Origin of the sequence: Planococcus ruber (assembly GCF_022819085.1) — a bacterium.
GTDB classification, from domain to species: domain Bacteria; phylum Bacillota; class Bacilli; order Bacillales_A; family Planococcaceae; genus Planococcus; species Planococcus ruber.
This window is the reverse complement of the sequence record NZ_JALHAG010000001.1, coordinates 320,718-341,423: the sequence shown is the minus strand read 5'-3', so window position 1 is coordinate 341,423 and position 20,706 is coordinate 320,718. Positions and strand designations below refer to the sequence as shown.

The following is a 20,706-nucleotide window of genomic DNA, read 5'->3' as shown; positions in this document are numbered from 1 at the left end:
TTTACTCTCTTAATATTCCATAATAATCGGAATGATCATTGGGCGGCGCTTTGTCTGTTGGAATAAATAAGAATTCAATGTGTCGCGAATTTCCTGTTTAATATTATTCCATTCAAAAGCATCTTTAATGACGTATTTCTCGACTACTTTCCGTACCAACTGGGTGGATTCTTCCATTAATTGCTCCGATTCACGCACGTAGACGAATCCTCTTGAAATCATCTCAGGCCCTGAAGCAATTTTCTTTTCTTTGCGGTTCAATGTCACAACAACGATGAAAATCCCGTCTTGCGACAACAGTTTGCGGTCGCGAAGGACGATGTTGCCGACGTCTCCGATTCCAATGCCGTCAATTAGAACATTGCCGGCCGTGACGCGCCCGCTCATCCGGACTTTGCCGTCTTTGTATTCGACGATATCGCCTTTATCGGCGATGAAAATATCCGATTTGTGCATGCCGACTTGCTGTGCCAATTTAGAATGTGCAATTAACATTTTGTATTCGCCTTGGATGGGGATGAAATATTTTGGTTTCATCATGTTAAGCATCATTTTTAAATCTTCTTGGCTGCCATGTCCGGATACGTGGACTTTTTTGCTGGACGTTAACACATTTGCTCCGGCTTTCGCCAATTTGTTCATCGTTTGGAACATTGGCACTTCCATGCCAGGAGACGGGGTAAACGTAATCAAAACGGTATCCGTTTCTTTGATTTTCACGTCTTTATGCTGTTTGCGGACCATCTTATCCAATGCCTCAAGCGGCTCGCCCTGGTTGCCTGTGACGATGATGACCACTTCTTCATCGTTGTAGTTTTCCAGGTCTTTCAAGGAAATGACCGTATCTTCGTGCACGGTTAAGTAGCCTAAGCGCAATCCCACTTCATAGCTGCTTTCCAAGCTTTTCCCAGCAACTGCCACTTTTTTGCCTGTCGCATGTGCCGTATCAAAAACTTGCTGGATCCGTATGAAGTTCGACGAATACAAGGAAACGAGAATACGCCCTTGAGCGGCGATAAACGCAGACAGCAGATGGTCTGCAATGACTGTTTCCGAAGTTGTGTAGCCTGGACGCTCCGCTTCAGTTGAATCGGAAAGCAGCATCAAGACGCCGTCTTCTCCAAGTTTCGCCATTTTTGCGATATCCGGCTTGTAGCTGCCTTTGGCCGACTGGTCAAATTTGAACTCGCCAGTATGGACGATAGCACCTTCAGATGTATGGAAGACAATTCCTAAAGCATCCGGAATGCTGTGCGTCGTATGGAAAAACGTTACATGCGTCTTGTCGAAATTCATACGGCTCTTATTGGTTACCTCAAAGAACTTCACTTGCTTTAATGAACCTTGCTCTTTTACATGCTCTTTTGCTAAAGCGATCGTCAATTTCGATCCATAGACAGGCGCCTGCACTTTTTTCAGCAAGTAAGCGATTGACCCGATTGCATCTTCATGTCCGTGCGTCAGGAAAATCCCTTTTACTCGGTCTTTGTTTTCTTCTAAAAACGTAATGTCCGGGATGACGATATCGATGCCCAGCATTTCATCTTCAGGGAACATCAATCCGCTGTCTACGACAAAGAGGTCTTCATCAATTTCGATGACATACATCGCTTTTCCGATTTCACTGACTCCGCCGAGCGGAATTACTCTGATGACTTCATTCTTTACTTTACTCAAATTATTTCCTCCTAAAATTCACCCGTACACATCCATAGACTTTATTATACGGGAATTAAAGGTAACAGTCCAAACAAAAAATAAACCGGACGGCTGTCCGGCTTAGTTTTTCTCAATTAGAAGCAACTCTTAGATGATTTCCTGTTCAATCATCGATTCGGCGATTTGCACCGAATTCAAGGCTGCGCCTTTGATTAAATTATCAGCGACTATCCATAAATGGAAGCCGTTCGGGTTATCCAGGTCCTGGCGGATTCTCCCTACGAACACTTCGTCTTGGCCGGCTGCCATTAACGGCATTGGGTAAACTTGGTTAGAAGGATCGTCCATCAGCACAACGCCCGGTGCATCGGCTAACGCTTTTTTCACATCGTCCACTGTCGGCGCACCCGCCAGTTCCACATAGACCGATTCAGAATGGCCTGTCACAACCGGCAAACGGACGCATGTGGCCGCTACAGCCAAGTGCTCGTCATGCATAATTTTTTTCGTTTCATTGATCATTTTCATTTCTTCAAACGTATAGCCGTTGTCTGTAAACTGATCGATTTGCGGAATCGCATTGAACGCAATCGGAAAATGCCGTTCCGCTGATTTTACCGGCAGCACGTTCGCTTCAGCGTTCGGAGCATTTTCAAAGTCTGCCGCCTGTGCTTTCAGCTCATTGATGGCCGCTAGCCCAGCTCCTGAAACGGCCTGATACGTGGACACGACCACTTTTTTCAGCCCATACTGCTCTTTTAACGGCTGCAGTGCGCAAACCATTTGGATCGTTGAACAGTTTGGATTCGCAATAATCCCGTTATGTAAAGTTAAATCTTTCTTGTTTACTTCCGGCACGACAAGCGGCACTTCTTTATCCATTCGGAAAGCACTTGTATTGTCGATAACAACGGCTCCGCGCTTCACGGCTTCCGGTGCAAATTTTTCGGAAATGCTTCCGCCCGCACTGAATAAGGCAATATCAATGCCTTCAAACGATTCAGGAACCGCTTCCTGGATAAGATGGGTTTTGCCATTAAATTCGATTTCCTGGCCCGCTGAACGACTTGATGCTAAAAATACAATCTCTTTTACCGGGAAATTCCTTTTTTCCAGCTGGTCTTTCATCTGCTGTCCGACGGCTCCTGAAGCTCCCATGATTGCTACATTATATGTTTTCACAAAATTCGCTCCTTCTCTGTATATTGGCGTTATTGTACCATAATTCATCCTGATAAAGCAGTGAATTCCATACAAAAAAATGCTTCCTTAAGTAAAGGAAGCATTTTTTGACTGTATGATTGAAATAGCTGGATTCTCAGTCAATAAACTCATCAAGTTCTGGACTTTTTCCGCAGACACTTGTTCAATCAACTCGATGATTTCTTCATGCGGTTGGTGTCTTTGCAATAATAATTCGTTTTTTCCATTGCGGCTCATCCGGGAAGAAGTGCTTTCCAAACCGAGAATGACATTGCCTTTCAATTGTTCTTTTGTATCTTCGATTTCTTCGCGCGTCAGGCCGTTCGTTTTAATCGCCGCGAGTGTATCCAGGATCACTTCCTGCAGTTCTGGCATCTGCTCATTTGAAGTGCCGCCATAAATCGCTAGTGCCCCGTGGTCTGAATACGCCGAATGGTAGCTATAAATCGAATACGCAAGCCCGCGCTCTTCCCGAATTTCTTGGAATAAGCGTGAAGACATGGAACCGCCAATGACATTATTCAATACCGCCAAATTGAAAATATCAGGATGCTGCATCGATAACCCCGGGTACCCGAGGCAAAGGTGCCCTTGTTCGGTTTCTTTGGTTTTAAAGGAGTGGCCTGCAGTAAAATCAGGAAGCAAATAGTTTTTCGGCCGGTTTGTTCTGTTGAATGTGCCGAAAAGCTTCTCGATCAATCGAATCAATTCCGGCGTAATATTTCCCGCTACTGAGATGACCGTATTTCGAGGGGTATAATGCCGCTCCATGAAATCTTCGATCTTTTCTTTTGTAAAACTTTGCAGCGTCTGGACCGTCCCTAAAATCGGCGCCCCGATCGAATGGTGGGGATACATGACTTTCCACAATTGTTCGTGGACATCGTCATCCGGCATATCTTCAGTCATGCTGATTTCTTCCAGGACCACTTGCCGTTCTTTATCTATTTCCACCGGATCCATTTTCGAATTGAAAAACATATCTGCCAGCACCGTCACCGCAAGTTCTGCATGATGGTCAAGCACTTTCGCGTAATAGCAGGTATATTCTTTTGATGTATAGGCATTCATGTCTCCGCCGATGCGGTCAAATTCCCGGGCGATTTGTTTCGCCGAACGCGTTTCCGTTCCTTTGAACAGCATATGTTCAATGAAATGCGTCAATCCATTTTCTTCAGGCAGTTCATCTCTTGAACCGGCATTCACAAAAACTCCAACAGCCACTGACCGAAAATGCGGAATTTTTTCAGAAACGATCCGCAGCCCGTTTCCGCATACATGTGTATTTACCAAATTTCTTTTCCCCCTAATTTAAGAAAAGCGCCAACGCTCTTAAGGCTTATGGCCTGGAGCGCTGATGCTAAATTGCAGTTGTCCCTAATTATCCTGTCATTTGAAAAAAATTGCCAACGTAAGCTGGCAATTTCGTTGAAGATCTTATTGGTTTTCTTTTTCAGCTGCTTCTTTTTCTTCTTTCAAGACCACTTTGCGTGAAAGGTTGACGCGCCCTTGACGGTCGATTTCAATGACTTTCACTTTGACAACTTGGTCCATTTTCAGAACGTCTTCTACTTCTTTCGTACGCTCTTCCTGAATTTCAGAAATGTGAAGAAGCCCGTCTTTGCCAGGGAATAGTTCGACAAAAGCACCGAATTTCTCAATGCGCTTCACTTTGCCTTCGTAGTATTCGCCGACTTTCGCTTCACGTACAATATTTTCGATCATCGCTTTGGCTTTCGCATTCATTTCTTCGTCTACAGATGAAATGAAGATGGTGCCGTCTTGCTCCGTATCGATCTTAACGCCTGTTTCATCAATGATTTTATTGATGACTTTACCGCCAGGTCCAATCACATCGCGGATCTTATCAGGATTGATCTTCACCATGATGATTTTCGGTGCGTATTTAGAAAGCGTCGTTCTTGGTTCAGCAATTGTTGCAAGCATCGATTCCAGGATATGGATCCGTCCGATTTGTGCTTGCGTCAACGCTTCCTCCAATATTTCACGGGATAAGCCGTCAATTTTAATGTCCATTTGAAGTGCTGTAATCCCTTTTGCCGTACCTGCCACTTTAAAGTCCATGTCGCCAAGATGGTCTTCCATCCCTTGGATATCTGAAAGAACTGTATAGTTTTCGCCTTTTTTCACAAGGCCCATCGCAATACCGGCAACCGGCGCTTTCAATGGTACACCTGCATCCATCATCGCAAGCGTTGATGCACAAATACTCGCTTGTGAAGTAGATCCATTGGATTCAAGAACTTCCGCCACTAAACGGATCGTATATGGGAAATCTTTTTCATTTGGAATCACGGCTTCAAGTGCCCGTTCACCAAGTGCCCCGTGCCCAATTTCACGGCGGCCCGGCCCACGAAGGAATCCAGTCTCACCTACTGAGAACAACGGGAAGTTGTAATGGTGCATAAAGCGTTTTGTGTCTTCAATGCCAAGGCCGTCGATGATTTGAACATCGCCTAAAGCACCTAGCGTACAAATGCTCATTGCTTGCGTTTGCCCACGCGTGAATAATCCAGAACCGTGTGTGCGGTTCAAGATGCCCACTTCGGAAGATAACGGACGGATTTCAGAAGGCGTACGGCCATCCGGACGGATTTTCTCATCCGTAATCAGGCGGCGCACTTCATCTTTGACCATTTTATCAAGAATTTGGCCGGCTTGTTTTTTCACCGCTTCATCCGATTCTTCATATGCAGCCAAAGCGCGTGCTTTCACTTCTTCAATCGCTTCGTTGCGCGCTTGCTTTTCATTGATTTGGACTGCTGCATTCATATCAGCTTCTACCGCTTCCTTCAGCGTAGCCGTCAATTCAGCATCCAATTCATAAAGCTGGATTTCCGTTTTTTCTTTGCCGACTTCAGCTGCAATCTGTTCCTGGAATTCGATCAATTTCTTGATTTCTTCATGGCCGAACATGATGGCTTCCAAAATGACGTCTTCTGAAACTTCTTTCGCTCCAGCTTCTACCATGTTGATCGCATCTTTTGTACCCGCTACAGTCAAGTTGATCGAACTTTGCTCAAGCTGCTCGTTTGTCGGGTTGATGATGTATTCGCCATCGATCATCCCAACGATAACGCCTGCAATCGGGCCGTCAAATGGAATATCTGAAATCATGAGTGACAGCGATGATCCGAACATAGCGGCCATTTCAGACGGGCAATCCTGGTCGACTGACATAACCATGGAAATGACTTGGACTTCGTTGCGGAAGCCGTCCGGGAATAGCGGACGGATCGGACGGTCGATTAAACGGCTTGTCAGCGTCGCTTTTTCAGAAGGGCGCCCTTCGCGTTTAATAAATCCGCCAGGGATTTTGCCGACTGCATATAAACGCTCTTCATAGTTTACAGTCAATGGGAAGAAATCCAATGGTTTCGGCGTTTTTGATGCAGTGGCAGTAGAAAGCACTGCTGTATCGCCGTAACGGATCAGGGCAGCTCCGTTTGCTTGTTTTGCCAACTGGCCAACTTCAACTTGCAATTCGCGGCCGGCCCAATCGAATGTATAGACTTTTTTCGTTTGCTCCATAATCGAGCTCCTCTCTCTTACAATGTTTCACTATATGTATCCAATAGTTGTATCTAGTGTATCAAAAATCCAATCGGAGTGCGATTGAATGAGATAAATTTTATCCATAAAGAAAAAGCGGGACGAATCCCGCTTTTACTAATTGCTATTATCGGCGTAAGCCTAATTTTGAGATAAGCTCGCGGTAGCGTGCTACATCGTTCTCGCGCAAGTATTTAAGCAAGTTGCGACGGCGACCTACCATTTTGAATAGACCACGACGTGAGTGGTGATCTTTCTTGTGAGTACGCAAGTGTTCGTTCAAGTTGTTGATGTCTTCTGTAAGAATGGCGATTTGAATTTCTGCAGACCCAGTATCCGTGTCATGCACTTTGTATTCATTGATCAATTCATTTTTACGTTCTTGAGTGATTGCCATACTGTTTCCACCTCCTAATTTCTGATATCCCCTATTACCGAGCAAACGTTGGTGATTCGATTTGCCAAGCAACGGTTCGTACGTTTTCAGTACTTTGTAATGATAGCATAAGACATTTTCAAAATCAACTATGCGTCTTATTTCCCCTCAGCAAAATACGCAATCGCCGTTTCTTTGTCTTTCTGGATTTGCACCTTCAGTTCATCAATGCCCGAGAATTTCTGTTCATCGCGAATGCGCAGCAACCAGTCGACATCCACCATCTCGCCGTAAATATTCCGATCGAAATCGATGATATAGACTTCAATGGTATTTTTCTTAATATCCGGATTATTGAAAGTCGGTTTATAGCCGACATTGCATACGCCGTTATAAAACTGGCCTTGAACGCGGATTCTCACCGCGTAAACGCCGCGTCCGGGTACAAAAGTGCCGATTTCCGGTTCGACGTTGGCCGTCGGAAATCCGATGGTTCTCCCGCGCTTATCGCCGTTCACAACGGTGCCGGAAATTCGGTACGGCCGGCCAAGCAGCCCGCTCACTTCTTTGACATCTCCCGTTTTCAGCAAACTGCGGATGCGTGTCGAACTGATTTTCTCATCAGCTTCGATTTGTTTTTCGATGGTCGTAACTGCAAAGAAACCTTCGCCTTTTTGCTGCATCGTCTCCATATTGCCTTTCCCTTTACTGCCGAACGAATAGTCAAATCCGGCAGTAACGTGGACCACATTCAGCCCTTTGATGAAATGCTCAATAAATTCATCGGGGCTCAGCTGGGCAAAATCAGATGTGAACCGCACAATAAAACAAATGTCCACGTTCATCGATTCGAGAATTTCCATTTTCTTTTGCAGCGGCGTGATGTAAAATACTTCTTCTTTCCTGCCGCCGAGAACTACGGAAGGGTGCGGATCGAATGTCATGACCGCCGACTTGATGTTTAATTTTTTCGCTTGGGCTATTGCTTCGCCGATTACACGCTGATGCCCTCTATGTACGCCGTCAAAAAATCCAAGCGCGAGTGAAATCGGACCGAAGGGCGCCTCCGGTTCAATATGATTGGGATAACTTAAATGAATGATTTCCATCTTACACCTCGTCCATCTTCGGAGAACCGAACATTTTTTCAGGCTTCATCTTGTCCGCTTTTTCCGGGTGCCGCTTATAAAGTGCAAGCGGCTCGCCTCCGACTGTGAACACCAGGAATTCATGTTCTGCCATGAGCGGATGGCGGTCTAGAACCTGCCCATTTTTAATCGCAAAAAGATCTTTGCGGTCGATTTCAAAAAATGGAAAGCTGCTAAGCCCGTAACTCAACGGTTTCAAAATTGTGCCGATAGCTCCATTTTGAGCAAGTTCCTCCACTTCGGCAAGTGTTTTGCAGTCTCTCGCATCAAATTTTCCAGAAGCCGTACGCGTGAGTTTCGACATATGCGCCGGGTAGCCGAGCTTTTCCCCTATTTGAACAGCCAATGTCCGGATATACGTCCCTTTGCCGCATCGGATGCGGATTGAAAATTTCAGCTCTTGGCCGCTCCATTGCTCCTCGTCGCTTAGCAATTCAATGGAGTCGATGCGGACAGTGCGTTTCGGCCGCTCAACAGGAATGCCCTGCCGCGCGTATTCATACAACTTTTTCCCATTCACTTTCACAGCGGAATACATTGGTGGAATTTGCGTAATTTCACCCGTCAAGGCTTCCAGTGCTTCCAGCAATTGTTTCCGCGTAACCGCCTTTTCAGAAAGGTCCGATTCTACAATGGCGCCAGTCGCATCTTCTGTTTCGGTCGAAAAGCCGATCGTTACTTCCGCCTCATACGTTTTGCCTTGGTCGGTGATGTATTCAGCCACTTTAGTGGCTCCTCCGATGCAGATCGGCAGCACGCCGTCGACTTCAGGATCCAATGTTCCTGTATGTCCGACTTTTTTTGTTTTCAGGATTTTTCTTAATTTAAAAACGCAATCGTGCGAAGTCATGCCTTTTTCTTTCCATAGCGGAAGCACTCCGTTAATAGCCATTCCTTGCCAACCCCTTTTTCAATATGTATAAAAAAAGCCTGCTTATCTAATAGTAGACAGCAGGCTTTTACTAAGCTTGGACGGCCAGATTTTCCCTTCTGCTATAAAAGGGACGGTCGCCGGCAACGTTGAACTTGCACTGATTTGCCGCTAATGCACTAGAAATCAATGAAATCCTTATTGGTCTTCTTTTGGCTCTTGAATATCACGCAAAAGTGAATCAATCCGATTTCCGTATGCAACAGATGTATCGAATTCAAAAGCGAGCTCAGGCGTTTTGCGCAGGCGAATCCGTTGGCCGATTTCCGACCGAATAAACCCTTTCGACTTCGACAGCCCCAGCAAAGTCTGTTCTTTTGTTTTTTCATCGCCTAGTACAGAGATATAAACCGTCGCTTGCTGCAAGTCCCCGGTTACTTCTACGTCCGTTACCGTAACAAAGCCGATTCTCGGGTCTTTCAGTTTGCGGCCGATAATATCGCTAAGTTCTTTTTTCATTTGCTCGCCTACACGATTAGAGCGCATTGTCATTGATTATTCACCTCGTTCTCACAAATATTCTTGATGAACTTCAAGACATTCCCATGCAGGATTGCTTTCCAGATAATAGAGCACTTGCGCCATTTCTTTATCTGCCACTTCTTTCGAGGAAGCGACGGTAACAAAGGCCAGGCGCGTGCGCTGCCATACATTCTGGTGGTCAATCTCTGCCGCTGAAACGTTGAATTTCTGCTTGGAACGGGTCAGCATGCTTTTCAGGACCGCCCGTTTTTCTTTTAACGAATGCGCAACCGGAATGAAGAATTCACATTCCATGTAGAGGATCATTTGCGTTCGATTTCTTCCATTACGAAGGCTTCAATAATGTCATTTTCTTTTACATCGTTGAAGTTTTTAATCGTGATCCCGCATTCGTAGCCTTTAGCTACTTCTTTAGCGTCGTCTTTGAATCGTTTCAATGTATCGATTTCACCTTCGAAAACGACAATTCCTTCACGAATGACTCGAACGCCGCTGTCGCGCGTAATTTTGCCGTCGATTACATAGCTTCCGGCAATCGTTCCGACTTTAGAGACTTTAAACGTGCTGCGGATTTCCGCTTGGCCTATGACTTTTTCCTCAAATTCAGGATCAAGCAAACCTTTCATGGCAAATTCAATCTCTTCAATTACTTTATAAATGATACGGTGCAAGCGAATATCTACACCTTCAGCTTCTGCAGCACGTTTTGCATTCACATCCGGACGGACGTTGAAGCCGATAACGATTGCGTTTGAAGCAGCGGCCAATGAAATATCAGATTCGGTAATAGCACCGGCGCCAGTGTGGATAATTTTTACATTTACACCTTCAACATCAATTTTCATAAGAGATGCAGCCATCGCTTCAACTGCGCCTTGAACGTCAGCTTTCACAATAAGGTTCAATTCTTTCATTTCCCCTTGCTTCAACTGATCAAACAAATTGTCGAGGGTAACGCGTGTTTTTTCAGAACGCTGTACTTGAAGTGCAGAAGTTGCACGGGTTTCACCGACCTGGCGAGCCGTTTTCTCATCTTCGAACACCACAAAGCGGTCTCCTGCTTGAGGCACATCGTTTAATCCCGTAATTTCAACTGGAGTTGACGGGCCGGCATCTTTTACGCGGCGGCCAATATCATTGACCATCGCACGGACGCGTCCGTAAGTATTGCCGACAACAATCGGGTCTCCGACGTTCAATGTTCCATCTTGGACGAGCAAAGTGGCAACAGGTCCGCGGCCTTTATCAAGTTCCGCTTCAATTACCGTACCGATAGCACGGCGTGCTGGATTCGCTTTTAATTCTCCTACCTCAGAAACGAGCAAGATCATTTCAAGCAGCGTATCGATCCCTTCGCCTTTCAAAGCAGAAAGCGGTACGAAAATCGTGTCTCCGCCCCATGCTTCCGGAACTAAGCCATGCTCGGTCAATTCTTGCATGACGCGGTCCGGATTAGCGCTTGGCTTATCCATTTTGTTGACTGCGATGATGATCGGCACTTCTGCAGCTTTCGCATGGTTGATCGCTTCCACCGTCTGCGGCATTACACCATCATCTGCGGCTACTACGATAATCGCAAGGTCGGTAACTTTCGCTCCGCGCGCGCGCATTGTTGTAAATGCAGCGTGCCCTGGCGTATCAAGGAAGGTGATTTTCTTGCCATTTTCCACTACTTGGTATGCACCGATATGCTGGGTGATCCCGCCGGCTTCGCCTGCAGTCACTTTCGTATGGCGGATTGAATCCAGCAATGTAGTTTTACCATGGTCAACGTGGCCCATGATGGTAACAACTGGCGGACGCTCTTCATTCAACGTTTCATCTTCTGCTTCGAAGTAAACTTCCAAGTCAGATTTATCAACGATGATTTCTTCTTCCACTTCCACTTCGTATTCTGCACAGATCAATTCGATCGCATCTTTATCCAGTTCTTGGTTAATGGTAGCCATAACGCCAAGCATGAATAATTTTTTGATGATTTCAGAAGGCTCGCGGCCTAATTTTTTCGCTAATTCACCAACTGTCAACGATTCAGAGAACGTAATTTTAGCTGGAAGTTCTTTTTCTTTTTTAGGCATTGGCGGCATCGGGTTTGCTGGGCGCTGCTGCTTTCCTTTGTTGCGGTTGCGGTTTCCGCCGCCTGGACGGTTTGAGTTGCGCTGTCCTGGTCCTGCAGTCGGTTTTGCAGCTTTTGGCGTAAAGTTAGAGCCTCTCGCTGCCGGTTTGTTTTGCCCCTGGCCGCTTTGTGGACGGGTTTGGCCGCCGCCTTGCGGGCGAGACTGGCCTTGTCCGGATGGACGCGAACCACTTTGCCCCCCCTGAGGACGGGATCCTTGACCGCCTTGTGGACTTTTTTGTGCATGCTGCTGGCGGGTTTGCGTTTGCATGCGCTGCCCTTGTGCAGATTTTTTGTAAATGCCGTCCAATTTGGAAACAGCGTTGTCCTCTAATGTCGCCATATGGTTGGCCACTTCAATATTTAGCTTTGACAACTGGTCAATAATTTCTTTGCTCGGTTTGTCTACTTTTTTAGCGTATTCATGTACTCGAATTTTGGTCATCTGCTCACCCCCGGTTTTTTTCGTCGAACAAGCTTATCAGTTTTTTGGCAAATCCTGAATCCGTGATTGCAATCACTACTCGTTCTTCTTTGCCGATTGCATGTCCAAGTTCGAAACGTGTTCCGAATACTCGAATCTCGACATCATATGATTTGCATTTATCATGCAACTTCTTGCTTGTATTGTCTGAAGCATCTTCAGCCAATATGATTAATTTTGCGTTTCCGTTGCGGACTTCGTTTACGGCCATTTCCTCCCCAGTGGTGGTCATGCGTGCACGAGTCGCCAATCCTAGTAATTGCAGGATTTTTTGATCATTCATTATTTTTTCAACTGCTCTCTGCGGACAACGCGAATTAATTCGTCGTAAATTTCAGCTGGAACTTTAACTTCCAATTGATTGTCCAAAACTTTCTTTTTCTGCGCCAAGGCGATCGCGTCTTCCGATTTGGAAACGTATGCGCCCCGGCCTGATTTCTTGCCCGTCAAGTCGACAAACACTTCGCCTTCTTTTGTGCGGACAACGCGAATCATTTCTTTTTTAGGATGCATCTCGCCTGTAGCTACACACTTCCGAAGTGGAATTTTCTTTTGCAGAGCCAACCGACATCACCTTTTCTTTCTTATTCTTCTTCGTTGTAGAAATCGAAGTCGTCTAATTCTTCACCAGATTCGACCAACTCGATTGATGAGTTTTCATTCGGATAGATTCCGAGTTCACGGGCATCCGTCTCACTCTTGATATCGATTTTCCAGCCTGTCAATTTCGCAGCTAAGCGTGCGTTTTGACCGCGTTTGCCGATTGCCAGTGAAAGCTGGTAATCCGGTACTACTACTGTTGTCGATTTATCTTCTTCATTGACTTGGACATCCAAAACTTTGGAAGGGCTAAGCGCATTGGCCACAAAAACAACCGGCTCTTCCGACCATTCCACGATATCGATTTTCTCTCCGCTTAATTCGTTGACAATCGTTTGGACGCGTGCACCTTTTGCTCCGACACATGATCCTACAGGATCGATGTCTTCACGGTGTGCGACAACCGAAATTTTCGAACGGTCACCCGCTTCGCGTGCGATAGATTTGATCTCGACAATTCCTTCGAAAATTTCCGGAACTTCGTTTTCAAACAAACGGCGAAGAAGGCCCGGATGTGTACGGGACACAAATACTTGCGGTCCGCGTGTTGTACGCTCAACTTTCGTGATGTAGACTTTGATGCGGTCATGAGGCTGGTAAGATTCATTCGGCATTTGTTCCGTCTGAGGAAGCACCGCTTCTACTTTTCCAAGGCCAACATAAAGATTGCGGGCATCCATGCGCTCCACAATGCCGTTGACGATATCATCGGCACGGTCAACGAATTCTTCGAAAATCAATCCGCGCTCCGCTTCGCGTACGCGCTGAGTCACGACTTGTTTCGCGGTTTGGGCAGCAATGCGGCCGAAATCACGAGGCGTCACTTCTTCCTCTACAACATCTCCAAGCTCATAGGCTGGGTTGATCGCCTTTGCATCTTCAAGCGAAATTTGCAGACGGTCATCTTCCACATCTTCCATGACATCTTTGCGTGAATAGACGAGCATCGTACCTGTTCCCAAGTTCAAATCTACGCGAACATTCTGCGCCTGGTTGAAATTGCGTTTGTATGCTGTCACTAAAGCAGCTTCAATCGCTTCAATCAGCACTTCTCTTGAAATCCCTTTTTGTTTTTCCAAAGCATCCAATGCTTCTAGCAGCTCATTGCTGCTGTTTTTGCTTGTTTTCTTGCTTTTAGCCATTAGTCAATTCACTCCCAAGTTTCTTCAATCAGGTTTCACAGAAAAGTCAATTGCCAAACGGATGACGGCAATTTTTTCCCGTGGAATCACAATTGTTTTTCTGCGTGTTTTGATTTTGATTTCAATTTCTACTTGTTCTTCATTATACGACAGCAAATATCCTTCGAATTCTTTTGCATCTTCAACGGGTTCATACGTTTTGATATAGATGAATTTCCCGATGGCCATGTCGAAGTCCTTGTCTTTCTTTAACGGACGCTCCGCCCCCGGAGAAGAAACTTCCAAGAAGTAATTCTGCTCGATCGGATCGATTTCATCTATAATTTCACTTAGTTTTTCACTGACCACTGCACACTGTTCAATATCGATCGGCGCTTCCGGATTGTCGACAAACACCCGTAAAAACCAGCTGCGGCCTTCCTTTACAAATTCCACATCCACGAGTTCCAAATTCAGTTCTTCGATGATGGGCATTGCGAGTTGTTCAATTTGTTCTGTAATTTTGCTCATACGTGCCTCCTGCCAAATTTATGCCATAACAACAGAAAAGAGCGGGAGATCCCACTCTTCTGCGACAGAGCTATCAGTAAATGTTACTACAATAATACCATAATGATCGGAATGGTGCAAATGCCTAGAAGAGCGACAGCTGGTTTGCATCAGGCATTCCTTCAAGGCAGCCATGGTCGTCCATGTATTCAATGATCGTCTTAGACACACGGCCTCGCTGCTGAAGATCTTCTTTTGACAGGAATGTCCCATGTTCCCGAGCGGCGACAATCGATTTGGCAGCGTTTGTCCCGAGCCCGGGAATGGCATTGAACGGCGGGATCAATGACGTTCCATCAATGATGAATTCATCCGCTTTCGATTTATACAAATCGACTTTCTGGAAAGTAAATCCGCGTTCCACCATCTCCAGCGCAAGTTCCATAACCGTCATCAAGTTTTTCTCTTTTGTCGACGCCTCTAAGCCTTTTGAGTTGATTTCCTCTACCCGTGCACGGATGGAAGAAGAACCTTTCGCCATGGCATTGACATCAAAATCTTCAGCGCGCACCGTAAAGTACGCTGCGTAGTAGAGGATCGGAAAATGCACTTTGAAATAAGCGATCCGAACAGCCATCAATACATAAGCCGCGGCGTGGGCTTTCGGGAACATGTATTTGATCTTTTTGCACGACTCAATATACCAGTTCGGCACGCCTTCTTTTTTCATTGCTTCTTCCATTTCCGGTGTCAGCCCTTTACCTTTACGGACCGATTCCATAATTTTAAAAGCCAAAGAAGATTCAAGCCCTTGGTAGATCAAATAAACCATGATATCATCCCGGCAGCCGATTACATCCGATAATTGGCAAGTCCCGTTTTGGATTAGCTCTTGTGCATTGCTGAGCCAAACATCCGTCCCGTGCGACAAGCCGGAAATCTGAACCAGTTCCGAGAATGTCGTCGGTTTCGTTTCTTCAAGCATCTGGCGAACGAAACGGGTACCAAATTCCGGAATGCCGAGCGTTCCGGTTTTACAGCCGATTTGCTTTTCCGTTACACCAAGCGATTCTACTCCTGAAAAGATTTTCATCACTTCCGGATCATCCGTCGGGATCGTTTTTGGATCAATGCCGGATAGATCTTGCAGCATGCGGATCACCGTCGGATCATCGTGGCCCAGAATATCCAGCTTCAGCAAATTATCATGGATGGAATGGAAGTCGAAATGCGTCGTTTTCCATTCTGAATCCTGTGCATCCGCCGGGAACTGGATCGGCGAGAAATCGTAAATGTCCATATAGTCCGGAACAACAATTATCCCCCCTGGGTGCTGCCCTGTACTTCGCTTAACGCCTGAACATCCCTGCACGAGCCGATCGATTTCAGCTCCGCGAAGCGTCATGTCCCGGTCATTGGCATAGCCGCGGACATAGCCGTAAGCGGTTTTTTCTGCGACTGTACCAATCGTACCCGCTCGGAATACATTGTCTTCCCCGAATAATTCTTTCGTGTAGTTGTGGGCCCGTGCCTGGTAGTCGCCACTGAAGTTCAAATCGATATCGGGAACCTTGTCCCCTTTAAAGCCTAAGAACGTTTCAAATGGAATGTCCTGCCCTTCTTTTTGGAAAGGGATGTTGCAATCCGGGCAGAGTTTGTCCGGCAAATCAAATCCGGATCCAACGGATCCGTCATCAAAAAACTCCGACTTCTGGCATTTCGAACAAATATAGTGCGGCGGCAACGGATTGACTTCCGTAATTTCCGTGAGTGTTGCGACCAGCGACGAACCGACCGACCCCCGCGAACCGACCAAATAACCGTCGTCCAAAGATTTTTTCACCAGTTTATGGGAAATCAAATAGATGACCGCAAAACCGTGTCCGATGATGGATTTTAATTCTTTTTCAATTCGGGCTTCGACAATTTCAGGCAGCTTTTCGCCGTAGATTTTATGGGCCATATTATAGCTCAATTCACGGACCTCTTCATCTGCGCCTTCAATTTTCGGTGTATACAAGTCGTCTTTGATCGGTTTGACCGTATCAATCATATCTGCAATGCGATTTGAATTTTCAACGACGATTTCATGCGCAGTTTCAGTGCCAAGAAATTCAAAAGCATCCAGCATTTCAGTTGTTGTACGGAAATGGACTTTCGGCAATTTATGGCGATTCAGCGGATTGGCTCCACCCTGGGAACCGATCAGCACTTGTCTGAAGATCGCATCGTTTTCATTTAAATAATGGACATTGCCTGTTGCAACGAGCGGAATTTCAAGCTTTTTGCTGACTTTCACCAATTTGCGGATGACGTCTTCCAAATTCCACTCATCCCGGATCAATTCGCGTTCGATTAAATGCGAGTAAACTTCTTTCGGATGAACTTCCAGGTAATCATAGAACTTCGCTGTCTGCTCGACTTCCTCCATCGATTTCTGCATGACCGCTTCAAATACTTCGCCTTTGTCGCAGCCCGAGCCGACCAATAATCCTTTTCGGTGGCGCTGCAGCAGCGAACGCGGGATGCGCGGCACGCGGTAAAAATAATCGATATGCGAAGCGGACACCAATTTAAACAGATTTTTCAAGCCTTCGTCATTTTGCGCAAGCAATGTGCAATGCGTCGGCCGCGAACGTTTATACGAATCTCCCCCGCCCACATAATCATTGAGCTCGTCATGGTAAAGAATCCCTTTTTGATGGGCTTCTTTCAACAGGTGCGTCAATAAATAAGATGTCGCTTCTGTATCATAAATGGCCCGGTGATGCTGGGTGAGTTCGATGCCGAATTTTTTCGCCAATGTATTCAAGCGGTGATTTTTCAATTCGGGATGCAGCATGCGGGCAAGTTCCAATGTATCGATTGTGGCATGTTTGGTCTCAATGCCATATTTTTTATAGCTGACATAGAGGAAGCCCATATCAAAGGAAGCGTTGTGGGCAACCATGATATGGTCGCCGGCCCATTCGTGGTATTTGCGGATCACTTCTTCAACTTCCGGCGCATTTTTTACCATGTCATCCGTAATGCCTGTCAAATCGATCGTCGTGGCTGACAATTCATGGTGCGGATTGGCAAAGCTCTCGAATTTATCGATGATTTGTCCGCCTTTGATTTTTACAGCGGCGAGTTCGATGATCGTGTCGTAAACCGCTGACAGGCCTGTGGTCTCCAAGTCAAAGACCACAAAGGTTTCATCTTCTAATAGGGCATGGCGCTCTTCGTAGGCAATCGGTACACCATCGTCCACCAAGTTGGCCTCCAACCCGAATATCGCTTTGATGCCATGCTTTTTGCTTGCTGCGTAGGCATCCGGAAACGATTGAACGCCCGCGTGGTCCGTAATTGCAATCGCAGGATGCCCCCATTTAGCCGCTTGCGCTACTAAAGAGTCCACCGAGGAAACAGCATCCATAGCGCTCATCGGCGTATGAAGGTGCAATTCCACCCGTTTTTGTTCTGCAGTATCTTTCCGGAAATCCGGTTTGATTTCTGCCATGTCCTGAGCCATCATGACCAAATCACGGACGAACGTATCCATTTGGATCGAGCCGCGCGCTCTCAGCCACATGCCTTTTTTCAGGCTGGCCATCAACGCTGCGTCTTCCTTGTCGCGCGAGAACATCTTCACAAGAATCGAATCGGTGTAATCGGTCATTTTGACGGTCAGAAGCGAACGGCCGCTTCGAAGTTCACGGACTTCCACGTCAAAGACGTAGCCTTCAATCGTTACTCGGCGTTCTTCATCAACGATTGATTTAATATCGGAAATGGCTTCATCCGGTTTGATTGCCGTACCCATTTGGAATGGCCCTGCAGGCACTCCGTTGTCTGCCCGGTCCGTTTCACGTTTCTTCATATCGGCGAGCGCTTTTTTCGCCATTTCTTCTTCTTCAATTTTGCGCTGTTCCATAAAGGCGAGATGGGCAGCTTCCTGATCGCCTTCTGCCAATTGGAAATCGATGCCAATGCGCGGGAAGCCGAACTGCTGGTATACTGCAGCCAACTTTTCCGTGTATTTGGATTTCAACGCCATCATTTCATGTTCATGGCTGCAGCAAAGCATCAGCTTGGAACCGCTCCATTCCGGAACTTGAGACAAAAGCTGATCCCGCAGCGGCGGTGCCATGTCAGAGAATTCTTCCACGACATATCTCCAATACTCAGTCACCAAATCGCCGTCTGCATTAGCCGTTTCACTTTGAATATTCAATTGGATATGAGCGATGCTTGAAAATGTCGTATGCAGGCGCTCTTTCAACAATAAGAATAATTCAAGCGGCAATACTTGTTTGACTTTGATCAAAAACCGCCATGTCCGCTCTTTCTTATGGACAGTCATCCGGGTTAATTCCGCTCCCTCAAAATATGGCATATGTACATCTTCTATAAGGTCGAGATGCTGAAGAAGTAGCTTGAAGCGCATCTTTGAATCTTGCTGGTTTGTCATAACTATCCCCTTCGTTAAAATGTATTCCCAAGATCTATAAACGAGTCTTTTATAAATGCTGATTTCCTGGAAAACCTCTGTTGTCCACAGCTTCTTCCGATATCTAATACTTAGCCGCTTTGTGTAGCTGGCAAGTTAATCGATTCTTTCATTCTTGAACGGATTGACTTCCAAACAACTTTTCAAGAAACTGAAATTTCATTATTTCGGGTGAAAATAAAGAAAGGAAAGCACCTAAGTACTTTCCTTTAATCATATCAGATTTAGAGATTATTTTTTAAAGAATTGCTGCACTTGCTCCAATAATTCTTCGCGATTCCACTCGAATGTGTCGCCAGTACGGCGATCTTTCACTTCTAAAATTCCTTCTGCCGCTTTCTTGCCGATCGTTATGCGAAGAGGAATCCCAATCAAATCGGCGTCGGCAAATTTCACACCGGCACGTTCATTGCGGTCATCCAGCAGCACTTCGTAGCGGTTCGACTTCAAAAGTTCGTGCAGCTCTTCTCCGAGCGTGCGCTGCGTTTCATCCTTCATATTGACAGGAACCAAGTGGACTTCATACGGAGCAACTGCATCCGGCCAAGTGAAGCCGCTGTCGTCTTGGAATTGCTCGGCGATTGCTGCCACTACACGCGATACGCCGATGCCGTAGCAGCCCATAATGTAAGGCGTTGCTCTTCCCTGATCATTCAGGAATGTCGCTTTCATATCTTCACTGTACCGCGTTCCCAGTTTGAAGATATGGCCCACTTCAATTCCTTTTGCAAAACGGATCGTACCTTGGCCGTCTGGAGACTGGTCCCCTTCTTGGACAAAGCGGAGATCCGCAAATGCTTCAACTGCAAAATCTTTTTCCGGATTTACGTTAATGTAGTGGAAGCCTTCTTCGTTCGCTCCCGTTACCCCGTTCACAATCGATTTAACGGCATTGTCTGCAAATACACGGATGGAAGCAGGCAATTGGATTGGCCCAAGAGAGCCGATTTCACAATTCAGCAATTCCTTTACTTCTTCCGGAGTCGCCATTTCGGCGACCGTTGCCCCAGTTGCATGTTTCACTTTGACATCGTTGATTTCGTGGTCGCCGCGTGAGAGCACGACGACAAAATCTTCATCTGCTTTGAACACCAACGTCTTAATGCATTTTTCTTGTGAAACGTTTAAGAAAGCTGAGACTTCCGCAATCGTTTTCTGATCCGGCGTTGGCACTTTTTCCATTTCTTTCACTGCTTCTTCTGATTTTGGATACTCCATGTTCACAGCCGCCATTTCGATATTGGCTGCATAAGAAGATGAGTCCGAATATGCAATCGTATCTTCGCCAATTTCAGAAAGAACCATGAATTCATGGTTGTCTTTTCCTCCAATGGCGCCTGAATCCGCAATAACTGCACGGAAATTCAAGCCGAGCCGCGTGAAGATATTGGTATAAGCCTGCATCATCACCTCATACGTCTCATCAAGGCTTTCTTTCGTTGCATGGAACGAATACGCATCTTTCATTAAGAACTCACGGCCGCGAAGCAGACCGAAACGCGGACGCTTCTCATCACGGAATTTTGATTGGATCTGGAAAAGATTCAAGGGCAATTTTTTATAGGATTTGATTTCGTCGCGCAATAGGCTCGTAATGACTTCTTCATGCGTCGCACCCAGTGCAAATTCACGGTTGTTGCGGTCAGTCAATCTCATCAATTCGTCGCCGTAGGAATACCAGCGGCCCGTTTCCTGCCAAAGTTCTGCTTGCTGCAAAGCCGGTAGAAAGACTTCTACACTGTTGGCAGCTTCCATTTCTTCGCGGATGATCGTTTCCACTTTTTGCAGAACCCGTTTGCCCATCGGCAAGAAGGAATAGATTCCACTTGTGTTTTGGCGGATAAAGCCTGCTCTTAATAATAACTGATGCGATTTCACATCGGCATCTGCTGGCGTTTCTCTTAATGTAGGGATAAAAGTTGCTGATTGTTTCATTCCAAAATACACCTCAACTGACTATGAATTTTTAATAAAAGATGGAATTATCCAGACTCCAGCTGCACAACTCCT

Annotated in this window: 16 protein-coding genes; all 16 read right to left on the bottom strand. The window is 46.1% G+C overall.

The window, feature by feature from the left end; all coding sequences use genetic code 11:
• Positions 1-9: 9 nt before the first annotated feature.
• Positions 10-1,677, bottom strand: coding sequence for a ribonuclease J (locus tag MTR82_RS01640; protein WP_235196556.1), 1,668 nt, complete (start codon positions 1,675-1,677; stop codon positions 10-12).
• Positions 1,678-1,806: 129 nt separating this feature from the next.
• Entirely contained in the window at positions 1,807-2,817 is a 1,011-nt protein-coding gene (locus MTR82_RS01635; protein ID WP_246808544.1) for an aspartate-semialdehyde dehydrogenase, read from the bottom strand.
• A 111-nt stretch (positions 2,818-2,928) separates the two neighbouring features.
• Positions 2,929-4,155: a M16 family metallopeptidase gene (locus MTR82_RS01630; protein ID WP_246807477.1), complete on the bottom strand. Its 1,227-nt coding sequence runs from the start codon at positions 4,153-4,155 to the stop codon at positions 2,929-2,931.
• Between the two features lie 144 nt (positions 4,156-4,299).
• A complete protein-coding gene (pnp, locus tag MTR82_RS01625) occupies positions 4,300-6,414 on the bottom strand; it encodes a polyribonucleotide nucleotidyltransferase (protein WP_052651295.1) in 2,115 nt (704 codons plus the stop codon).
• A 148-nt stretch (positions 6,415-6,562) separates the two neighbouring features.
• The gene (gene rpsO / locus MTR82_RS01620) at positions 6,563-6,832 is read right to left on the bottom strand and encodes a 30S ribosomal protein S15 (RefSeq protein ID WP_052651293.1); all 270 of its coding nucleotides are present in this window, start codon (positions 6,830-6,832) and stop codon (positions 6,563-6,565) included.
• 137 nt (positions 6,833-6,969) lie between these two features.
• Entirely contained in the window at positions 6,970-7,920 is a 951-nt protein-coding gene (gene ribF, locus MTR82_RS01615) for a riboflavin biosynthesis protein RibF (protein WP_246807476.1), read from the bottom strand.
• Between the two features lies 1 nt (position 7,921).
• Positions 7,922-8,851, bottom strand: coding sequence for a tRNA pseudouridine(55) synthase TruB (gene truB / locus MTR82_RS01610; RefSeq protein ID WP_279576951.1), 930 nt, complete (start codon positions 8,849-8,851; stop codon positions 7,922-7,924).
• A gap of 177 nt (positions 8,852-9,028) precedes the next feature.
• Positions 9,029-9,382 (bottom strand): 30S ribosome-binding factor RbfA, encoded by a 354-nt coding sequence (gene rbfA / locus MTR82_RS01605; RefSeq protein WP_052651284.1) that lies wholly within the window; start codon positions 9,380-9,382, stop codon positions 9,029-9,031.
• Positions 9,383-9,400: 18 nt separating this feature from the next.
• Positions 9,401-9,679, bottom strand: a complete 279-nt coding sequence (locus tag MTR82_RS01600; protein WP_052651282.1) for a DUF503 domain-containing protein — start codon at positions 9,677-9,679, stop codon at positions 9,401-9,403.
• Positions 9,676-11,934: a translation initiation factor IF-2 gene (infB, locus tag MTR82_RS01595; protein WP_246807475.1), complete on the bottom strand. Its 2,259-nt coding sequence runs from the start codon at positions 11,932-11,934 to the stop codon at positions 9,676-9,678. The genes MTR82_RS01600 and infB overlap by 4 nt, the downstream gene beginning before the upstream one ends.
• 4 nt (positions 11,935-11,938) lie before the next feature.
• Positions 11,939-12,256, bottom strand: coding sequence for a YlxQ family RNA-binding protein (locus MTR82_RS01590; protein WP_052651278.1), 318 nt, complete (start codon positions 12,254-12,256; stop codon positions 11,939-11,941).
• A complete protein-coding gene (rnpM, locus tag MTR82_RS01585) occupies positions 12,256-12,537 on the bottom strand; it encodes an RNase P modulator RnpM (protein ID WP_052651276.1) in 282 nt (93 codons plus the stop codon). The genes MTR82_RS01590 and rnpM overlap by 1 nt, the downstream gene beginning before the upstream one ends.
• Positions 12,538-12,557: 20 nt before the next feature.
• Positions 12,558-13,715, bottom strand: a complete 1,158-nt coding sequence (gene nusA, locus MTR82_RS01580; protein ID WP_052651274.1) for a transcription termination factor NusA — start codon at positions 13,713-13,715, stop codon at positions 12,558-12,560.
• A gap of 24 nt (positions 13,716-13,739) precedes the next feature.
• Positions 13,740-14,225 (bottom strand): ribosome maturation factor RimP, encoded by a 486-nt coding sequence (rimP, locus tag MTR82_RS01575; protein WP_246807474.1) that lies wholly within the window; start codon positions 14,223-14,225, stop codon positions 13,740-13,742.
• Positions 14,226-14,349: 124 nt separating this feature from the next.
• Complete coding sequence (locus MTR82_RS01570; protein ID WP_052651270.1) at positions 14,350-18,657, bottom strand: PolC-type DNA polymerase III; 4,308 nt, start codon at positions 18,655-18,657, stop codon at positions 14,350-14,352.
• Between the two features lie 270 nt (positions 18,658-18,927).
• A complete protein-coding gene (locus MTR82_RS01565) occupies positions 18,928-20,631 on the bottom strand; it encodes a proline--tRNA ligase (RefSeq protein WP_246807473.1) in 1,704 nt (567 codons plus the stop codon).
• Between the last annotated feature and the right edge of the window lie 75 nt (positions 20,632-20,706).

Excerpts from the sequence above, each read along its gene's own strand:
- MTR82_RS01635 (WP_246808544.1), bottom strand. The coding sequence starts at position 2,817 with ATGGGAGCTTCAGGAGCCGTCGGACAGCAGATGAAAGACCAGCTGGAA.
- pnp (WP_052651295.1), bottom strand. The coding sequence starts at position 6,414 with ATGGAGCAAACGAAAAAAGTCTATACATTCGATTGGGCCGGCCGCGAA.
- rpsO (WP_052651293.1), bottom strand. The coding sequence starts at position 6,832 with ATGGCAATCACTCAAGAACGTAAAAATGAATTGATCAATGAATACAAA.
- ribF (WP_246807476.1), bottom strand. The coding sequence starts at position 7,920 with ATGGAAATCATTCATTTAAGTTATCCCAATCATATTGAACCGGAGGCG.
- truB (WP_279576951.1), bottom strand. The coding sequence starts at position 8,851 with ATGGCTATTAACGGAGTGCTTCCGCTATGGAAAGAAAAAGGCATGACT.
- rbfA (WP_052651284.1), bottom strand. The coding sequence starts at position 9,382 with ATGACAATGCGCTCTAATCGTGTAGGCGAGCAAATGAAAAAAGAACTT.
- MTR82_RS01600 (WP_052651282.1), bottom strand. The coding sequence starts at position 9,679 with ATGATCCTCTACATGGAATGTGAATTCTTCATTCCGGTTGCGCATTCG.
- infB (WP_246807475.1), bottom strand. The coding sequence starts at position 11,934 with ATGACCAAAATTCGAGTACATGAATACGCTAAAAAAGTAGACAAACCG.
- MTR82_RS01590 (WP_052651278.1), bottom strand. The coding sequence starts at position 12,256 with ATGAATGATCAAAAAATCCTGCAATTACTAGGATTGGCGACTCGTGCA.
- nusA (WP_052651274.1), bottom strand. The coding sequence starts at position 13,715 with ATGGCTAAAAGCAAGAAAACAAGCAAAAACAGCAGCAATGAGCTGCTA.
- rimP (WP_246807474.1), bottom strand. The coding sequence starts at position 14,225 with ATGAGCAAAATTACAGAACAAATTGAACAACTCGCAATGCCCATCATC.
- MTR82_RS01570 (WP_052651270.1), bottom strand. The coding sequence starts at position 18,657 with ATGACAAACCAGCAAGATTCAAAGATGCGCTTCAAGCTACTTCTTCAG.
- MTR82_RS01565 (WP_246807473.1), bottom strand. The coding sequence starts at position 20,631 with ATGAAACAATCAGCAACTTTTATCCCTACATTAAGAGAAACGCCAGCA.